Source organism: Desulfobaculum sp. (genome assembly GCF_054921475.1).
In genome coordinates this window covers 1-6,767 of the sequence record NZ_JBUDSW010000209.1, presented here as the reverse complement: position 1 = coordinate 6,767, position 6,767 = coordinate 1, and the positions used below count along the sequence as shown (strand labels likewise).

At 61.3% G+C, this 6,767-nt stretch carries 6 protein-coding genes; all 6 read left to right on the top strand.

Annotated elements, in window-relative coordinates; all coding sequences use genetic code 11:
- Positions 1-106 precede the first annotated feature (106 nt).
- The 6 genes from ACY69P_RS12695 to ACY69P_RS12670 all read left to right on the top strand — a co-directional run bounded on the left by ACY69P_RS12695 (position 107) and on the right by ACY69P_RS12670 (position 6,653).
- Positions 107-1,009: a 4Fe-4S dicluster domain-containing protein gene (locus ACY69P_RS12695; protein WP_462327738.1), complete on the top strand. Its 903-nt coding sequence runs from the start codon at positions 107-109 to the stop codon at positions 1,007-1,009.
- The gene (locus ACY69P_RS12690) at positions 1,009-1,470 is read left to right on the top strand and encodes an iron-sulfur cluster-binding protein (RefSeq protein ID WP_462327736.1); all 462 of its coding nucleotides are present in this window, start codon (positions 1,009-1,011) and stop codon (positions 1,468-1,470) included. Before ACY69P_RS12695 ends, ACY69P_RS12690 begins: the two co-directional genes overlap by 1 nt.
- Positions 1,471-1,645: 175 nt before the next feature.
- Positions 1,646-2,068 (top strand): RrF2 family transcriptional regulator, encoded by a 423-nt coding sequence (locus tag ACY69P_RS12685; protein WP_404844291.1) that lies wholly within the window; start codon positions 1,646-1,648, stop codon positions 2,066-2,068.
- Positions 2,069-2,226: 158 nt separating this feature from the next.
- On the top strand, positions 2,227-3,828 hold the full coding sequence (locus tag ACY69P_RS12680; protein WP_462327737.1) for a tetrathionate reductase family octaheme c-type cytochrome: 1,602 nt from the start codon (positions 2,227-2,229) through the stop codon (positions 3,826-3,828).
- Between the two features lie 4 nt (positions 3,829-3,832).
- The gene (locus ACY69P_RS12675; RefSeq protein WP_462327735.1) at positions 3,833-4,483 is read left to right on the top strand and encodes a cytochrome b/b6 domain-containing protein; all 651 of its coding nucleotides are present in this window, start codon (positions 3,833-3,835) and stop codon (positions 4,481-4,483) included.
- Positions 4,484-4,907: 424 nt separating this feature from the next.
- Positions 4,908-6,653 carry a DEAD/DEAH box helicase gene (locus ACY69P_RS12670; RefSeq protein ID WP_462327734.1) on the top strand — a complete coding sequence of 582 codons (1,746 nt, stop codon included), beginning with the start codon at positions 4,908-4,910 and terminating at the stop codon, positions 6,651-6,653.
- Positions 6,654-6,767 lie beyond the last annotated feature (114 nt).

The following is a 6,767-nucleotide window of genomic DNA, read 5'->3' as shown; positions in this document are numbered from 1 at the left end:
CAAAAATCAGGACAATAAGAAAAGTCTCAAGATTAGAGACGAGGTTGAACACAACGTGAACAGGCGTACCTTTTTCAAGACCTTGGCCGCAGGTGGCGCAGGGCTGATGGCGGCGGAAGCCGCCGCTCCCCGCCCCGCCGCAGCCGCAGAGCGTCGACCGGAACTCGCCACCGTGCTGGACCTGACGCAGTGCATCGGGTGCGGCGCCTGTGTGGAGGCCTGCCGCGACGCCAATGCCGCCAAGAAGCCCGAGCCGCAAAAGCCCTTTCCCACGATGTACCCCGCCCGCGTCAAGGCCGAGGACTGGTCGGACAGGCGCGACGTGGACGACAGGCTGACCCCTTACAACTGGCTGTACATCCAGACCGCGCAGGTGGAGGTACATGGCGAGGAACAGGATCTTTTCATCCCGCGCCGGTGCCTGCACTGCGTGAATCCGCCCTGTGCCAATCTGTGCCCGTGGGGCGCGGCCCTGAAGCAGGAAAACGGCATTGTCCGCATCAACGACGACATCTGCCTTGGCGGTTCCAAGTGCAAGGCCGTGTGTCCGTGGCATATCCCCCAGCGCCAGACCGGCGTTGGACTGTATCTGGACCTGATGCCTGCCTTTGCGGGCAACGGCGTCATGTACAAGTGCGACAGGTGCTACGACCGCGTGGCGGACGGCGGCGTGCCCGCGTGTATTGAGGTATGTCCCATGCAGGTGCAGACCATTGGGCCGCGCGATGATATGCTGGCCCTTGCCCACGCCCGCGCCGAGGAAATCGGCGGGTATATTTATGGCGAGCATGAAAACGGCGGGACCAATACCTTGTATGTGTCGCCCGTCCCCTTTGAGGCGCTGGCCGAAGCAGTGGAGACCGGGCCGGGCCGCCCGCACCTTGGCCCCGCGCAGGACGTGATGGCCAAGGATGAGGCCCTTGCCCGCGCCGTTGTGGTGTCGCCGCTGGTGGGCATTGCCGCTGGCGTGCTGACCTTTGCCGCCGCCATGAAGAAGGGGGATTCGTAATGCTCAGGACTCCACGCTGGACAGTGCGGCTCTACATCCTGTGTTGCGCGGCCCTTGCCGTGACCGGGCTGGCGCAGATGCCCATCTTTAAGCGCTATTACATTGCGGACATCCCCGGCCTTGGCTGGACGGCGGACTTCGCCCTGACCCACGCCATGCACTACGCCTTTGGCGCCGTGCTGTTGGTGCTCATCTTCATGCACCTGACGCGCTACGTGCTTGCCCGCCGCTGGCGGCTGACGTGGACGGGCGCACTGCGCGCCGCGTTTTTGCTGACCCTCGTGGGCACGGGGGTTGTGCGGGTCTTTAAGAATATGCCGGATGTGTTCTTTTCGCCTACCACGGTGATGCTGGTGGACTGGACGCACCTTGGCGCGGCCATGGGGCTGGGCCTTGGGGCATTGGCCGCGCGCCTTGCCGGGCGGCAGCCCTATGTCCGCCCGCGCAGCAGCGCGCATTAGGGAGCGAAGTATCCGACGAAATCCAACAAACCCGGCATGTTAAAATCCCTACTGTCTGTAGGGAAAAAGGTTGGAAAAATCTATCGAAAGGGGTATGTTCCCGGCAAACGGAAAGGCTGTTTTCATACGGATGACAGCCGAGTCCACAGAACAGATTTGGCCGGGAGCATAGAGGATGAAACTCTCCACACGGAGTCGTTACGGAACCAGAATGTTGATCGATATTGCCCAGAACAGCAACGGCAAGCCCGTGTCCGTGAGTGACATGTCCAAACGGCTTGGAGTGTCCGTGAAGTATCTGGAGCAGCTTATCCGTCCGCTGAAGAGCGCCGGATATTTGGACAGCGTGCGCGGCCCCAAGGGCGGGCACAGGCTGACCAAGTCGCCGGACGAGATTACCGTCGGCGAGGTGGTGCGCCTTTTGGAAGGCGGCATCAATCTGACCGATTGCGTGGGGGACGCTGCCAAGTGCGAACGTGCAGGAACCTGCAACGTCCGCGCAGTGTGGGTGGAGGCGACCAGCGCCATGAATTCCATCCTCGATTCCATTAAGCTGTCCCAGATAAGCCACGCCGAAGGCATCAACTGTTGTTCCTGACGGGGGTGTGACGCGCGCCCCCATATGCAGACGAGGTGATCCGGACGGACCGGGAGATGGTTCCGGTCCGCCGGGATGACGAGAGATGCAACCTACGGGGGTGACGCATGAGGCATTCTGCTCTTGCACGCGGCGGCGTGCTCATCCTGCTGGCGCTGATGGTGGCGGGGCTTTCTGCCCCGGCGCAGGCGGCAGTGTCGCCGGCGCCTGCACCGGGCCGGACCATGGCCCGCAAGGCCACGCAAACGCCGGAGCTGTGGATTACCGCGGACCACTCCAAGCATGAGGTCCTGAAGCAGGACTTCCAAAAGCCGGAGGAAGTGACCGCGGCGTGTCTGACCTGCCACACCGAAGCGGCGGTGCAATTCCACAAGACCATCCACTGGACGTGGCTGGACCCGCTGGAAGACCCCGCGCTGAAGGTCGGCAAGGGCGGACTTGTCATCAACAACTTTTGAATGAACATCCAAAGCAACGAGGCTCGTTGCACTTCCTGTCATGCCGGTTACGGGTGGAAGGACAAGTCCTTTGACTTTTCCGACCCCGTTAAGGTCGATTGCCTCGTCTGCCACGAGCAGACAGGCACCTACAAAAAATTTCCCACCATGGCGGGCTATCCTGTGGAGAAGCCCAAAAAGTTCGCGGGCAAGAAGCAGTTCTATCCGCCGGACTACAAGGCCGTTTCGCAAAGCGTTGGCCGTCCGGGCCGCAAAAACTGTGGCACCTGCCACTTTTACGGTGGCGGCGGCGATGGGGTGAAGCACGGCGATTTGGATTCCTCCCTCTTTACACCCACCAAGAATCTGGACGTGCACATGGGTGTGGACGGCCAGAACTTCACCTGTGTGCGCTGTCACACTACCACGCTCCACGACATTGCCGGGCGCATCTATTCCAACCCGGCGGCCACCGAGCGCAAAAGCCTGCTGGAAGACGACCTGCTGCCCAAGATTATGTGCGAGTCGTGCCATAGCGCCACGCCGCACAAGGCCGGGCACAAGGCCAACGACCATACGGACAAGGTGGCGTGTCAGTCCTGCCATATCCCGGCCTTTGCGCGGGAGAATCCCACCAAGATGTCGTGGGATTGGTCCACGGCGGGCAAGATGAAGGACGGCAAGCCCTATACGGAAAAAGGACCGCTCGGAAAGGCATCGTACGTCACCAAGAAGGGCAGCTTTGTGTGGGGCACCAATGTGGTGCCGGAATACTACTGGTACAACGGCGTTATTGAATCCCTGCGCGTGACGGATACCATCGACCCCAGCGGCGTGGTGAAGCTGTCATGGCCTGAGGGAGACAAGGACGACCCGCGCTCGCGCATTATGCCCTTTAAGGTCCACCGCGGAAAGACGCCCTACGACAAGGGGCACAACACCATGGTGGTGCCGCATCTGTTCGGAAAGGACGACACCGCCTACTGGAAGCACTTTGACTGGGCCAAGGCCATTCAGGCGGGCATGGACTACGTGGGGCTGGACTACTCCGGCGAGTACGGCTTTGTGGACACCGAATGGGTGTTCCCCACCACGCACATGGTGGCGCCCAAAGAGCAGTCGCTGGCCTGTAGCGAGTGCCATTCGCGCCAGGGGCGTCTGGCCAATCTGGCCGGGTTCTATATGCCGGGACGCGACCATAATCAGGCCGTGGACTGGATAGGCTGGGCCGCAGCACTTGCAAGCCTTGTGGGTGTCGGCATCCATGGCTTCATCAGGCTTGTCTCCCGCAAGCGGTGGGCAAACGGCGAGCCGAAGGAGTAGCGCCATGAAAGGAATGGACAAGATATACCTCTACACCCGCTTCGAGCGGTTTTGGCACTGGGCGCAGGGCGCGCTCATCATCCTGCTTGGCGTGACGGGCTTTGAACTGCACGGCTCGTACACGCTGTTTGGCTTTGAAAAGGCGCACGACATCCATGTGCTGAGTGCGTGGAGTTGGGTGGTGCTGTGGGCGTTTATTGTGTTTTGGGTCATCACCACGGGCGAGTGGCGGCAGTACGTGCCCACCACGAAAAAGGTGCTGGAAGTGGCGCACTTTTACGCCATCGGCATCTTCCGCGGCGAGGCGCATCCCGTCCCCAAGACCATCCGCGCCAAGCATAACCCCTTGCAGCGCATCACCTACCTGTCCCTGTCCGCGTTGCTCTTGCCGGTGCAGATGGCTTCTGGTTTGCTGTACCTCTTTTACAACGACTGGGCGGCCATTGGCGTGCAGGGCGTGCTGACCCTTGAGGCGGTGGCGCTGGTGCACACCGTGCTTGCCTTTGCCTTGCTCGTGTTCCTCATCGTGCATGTGTACATGACCACCACGGGGCACACCGTATGGGCGCACATCACGGCCATGTTCACGGGCTGGGAGGAGATAGAGGACACCTCCGCCATTCAGGACTGGGAGCGAAAGACCGAACGGTTCTAGGTCTGTACCAGAACACGGGCATCATAAGAGGGCGGCCCCTGCTTTTGGGGGCCGTCTTTTTTTATTTTTGCATAAAAAAGACGCATAACCCTGTGGCACGAGTGGCGATTCCCCTGCTTGAGCATGCAATCACAAGCTCCTGGGTGGTGCAAGGGACGGCGGTTTTGGTGGATATTGCGTATGCAATGTGGTGTGAATTCAGCATGTTGTATGCGCGTGCCCATGCCAAAAAGGCGAAGTCGAAGAATTTTTGCAAATGTCGCGCCGGGGTTGCTGTCTGAAGCTATTTGCGGTAGGAAGGGCCTCCCTCGCCGCAGAACGCCATCGCAAGCTGACCTTTCGGTCATGGCTCAGACAATCATCCCATCCCAATGGACGCGCGTGCTGCATCGAGTCTCGTATTTCCCTAAAAAGGTAAGGTATTATGGAGTGTTTTAAGGCCCTTGGCCTTTCGGATTGTATTTGTGACGCCCTTGCGCGCAAAGGTTTCAGCGAACCGACCCCCATTCAGGAGGCGGTTATCCCCAGATTGCTCAGCGGTGAGCGTGACGTTGTCGGTCAGGCAGCGACCGGCACGGGTAAGACTGCGGCGTTCGGTCTTCCCATTCTTGAGTCCATTGAGGCGGGCGCAGGTCATGTTCAGGCTTTGGTTCTGGCACCGACCCGTGAACTCGCTGTCCAGGTGGCGGATGAAATCGAGTCGTTCAAGGGAAACAAGCGTATCAACGTTTTGCCCATTTACGGCGGACAGGCATTTGGCCCGCAGTTCCAGGGTCTGCGCCGCGGCGCTGACATTGTTGTCGGCACGCCCGGACGCGTTCTGGACCACATTGAGCGCGGCAGCCTCGACCTGTCCAACATCTCTTTCCTCGTCCTTGATGAAGCTGACGAGATGCTCAACATGGGCTTCATCGACGACATCGAAACCGTCATGGCCGCTGCGTCCGAGGACAGAAGAACTCTGCTGTTCTCCGCAACCATGCCGCAGGACATCCTGCGCATTGCCAAGCGGTACATGAATGATTTCGAGAATGTGGCCGTCAAGCGCGAACAGCGCGACGTGCCGCTGACCGAACAGATCTTCCACGAAGTGGCGGAGTCTGACCGTTTTGAAGCCCTGTGCCGCGTCATCGACGCCAACGACGGCTTCTACGGCTTGGTCTTCTGCCGCACCCGTGCGGACGTGGACAACGTGGCCGCACGCTTGCAGGAGCGCAACTACGCCGCCGAAGGCCTGCATGGCGATGCCTCGCAGGCCCAGCGCGAAAAGGTGCTCAACAAGTTCCGCAAGCAGACCGTGACCGTGCTGGTCGCCACCGACGTGGCCGCCCGCGGTATCGACGTGCAGGAGCTGACTCACGTGGTGAACTACGCCATCCCGCAGGACCCCGAGACCTACGTGCACCGTATTGGTCGTACGGGCCGCGCCGGGCGTACCGGTCACGCTGTGACCATCATCAACCCCAATGAGTTCCGCAAGATGCGCTTTATCACCCGTAACGCCCCGGGCGAGATTAAAAAGCAGAGCCTGCCCCGCGTGGAGGAAGTTATCTCCGCCCGCAAGCTCCGCCTGAAGTCCGGCGTTATGGCTGCCATGCAGCAGCAGGGTCTGGAACCCTTCGAAGCCTTCGCGCAGGAACTGCTGGAGATCGACGACGATCCCAAGAAGGCTTTGGCCGCTGTTTTGAAGATGGCCTACCGCGACGACCTCGACGCGTCCCGCTATCGTCAGATTGACGATGCACCGCAGCGCTCCATGGCTGGCGGCGGCAACGGCCGCGCCGAAATGTTCTGCGCCAGCGGCCGCGCCGACGGCATGTCCCCGCGTGAGCTGGTGGACGTCGTCTCCCGCGAGGCCGGCATCAGCGGACGCCTTATTCAGGGCGTACGCATCATGGCCCGCCACGCCGTGTTCCAGGTTCCTGAGAAGGAAGCCGAGAACATCGAGCGGACCTTCCGCAAGCTCGCCGCAGGCGCTCCGCCGCTGGTGCGCCGCTCCCGTCAGGGGCGCGGCGGCGGTGGCCGCAGTGGCCCCCGCGGTGGCTTCAAGCCCCGTGGCAACGGCGGCGGTCCCCGCGGTGGCAATGGCGGCAAGCGCCGCTATGACAACCGCGGCAACGGCAATGACCGCGACCGTGGTGGAAGCCGTTCCTACGGCTCCCACAACTAGCCGGCACTGCCAGCGCGCTGAATAACAGCATGTAAAAGGGCGCTCCCCACACGGGGAGCGCCCTTCTTCTTTGTGGAGCAGGGCGCCTGCCTTCCGAGTACGGCCCCCACCTTT